The following is a 997-nucleotide window of genomic DNA, read 5'->3' as shown; positions in this document are numbered from 1 at the left end:
CCTGGCCGAGCTGGGCCGCCGCCGCGGCCGCGACGAATGGATCGCCGCCGGGCAGTTCTGGGCGCAGTACGAGGAGGTCACGCAGCTGCAGGGCGCGGGCGGCAACGCGCTCGGCGTCGCGAGCGCGCCCGCGCTGGACGCCGCCGAGCTGGTCACCTCCGCGCTGCTCGCCCTCGAGGACGACGACGAGCTGCGCGAACGCGAGCGCACCCGCGTGCGGCACCTGTTCGTCGACGACGCCCACCACCTCGACCCGCTGCAGACCAGCCTGGTCCGGATGATCGGGCACACCGCGGCCGAGTTCGTCGTGGCCGGCGACCCGGACCAGAACGTGTTCTCCTTCCGCGGCGCGGACGCGAGCCTGTTCGCCGACGCCGACCCGGACGGCAGCCGGACCGTCACGCTCACGACGTCGCACCGGCTGGCCCCGGCCGTGCGCCTGGCGGTGGCGAAGATCGGCGCGACGCTGCCGGGCGCGTCACCGCACCGCAAGATCGTCCCGCCGAAGGGTGCCACCGGCGGGAACGTGCGCGTCCGCGTGATGCCGACCCCCGCCGCCGAGGCGAGCTGGATCGCCGACCAGCTGCGCCGCGCGCACCTCGTCGACGGCGTGCCGTGGTCGGAGATCGCGGTGCTCGTCCGGTCGCCGGCCCGGACTTTCCTGGTGCTGCAACGGGCGTTGCGCGCCGCCGGCGTCCCGATCGGGTCGGCGACGGAGGAGCTGCCGCTGGCGAAGCAGCCCGCGGTGCGGCCGCTGCTGGCCGTGCTGAAGCTCGCGCCCGCGCCCGAACTCCTCGACGTCGACCTCGCGGAAATGCTGCTGTCGTCGGCACTCGGCGGCGCGGACCCGCTGGCGCTGCGGCGGTTGCGGCGGGGTCTGCGGCGGCTCGAACTGGCCGGCGGCGGGCAGCGTTCGAGCGACGAACTGCTCGTGGAAGCGTTGCGGGGCGGGGACATCCTCGCCGGGCTGGCCGACGCCGAAGCCGAGCCGGTGCGG

At 75.8% G+C, this 997-nt stretch carries 1 protein-coding gene; it reads left to right on the top strand.

Annotated features, from left to right (window positions below):
* The coding region (locus G3I65_RS48860; protein ID WP_160702426.1) for a UvrD-helicase domain-containing protein at window positions 1–997 on the top strand (997 nt) is incomplete at both ends.

Origin of the sequence: Amycolatopsis sp. SID8362 (assembly GCF_010550475.1) — a bacterium.
GTDB lineage: Bacteria > Actinomycetota > Actinomycetes > Mycobacteriales > Pseudonocardiaceae > Amycolatopsis > Amycolatopsis eburnea.
This window is presented reverse-complemented; position numbering and strand designations above follow the sequence as displayed.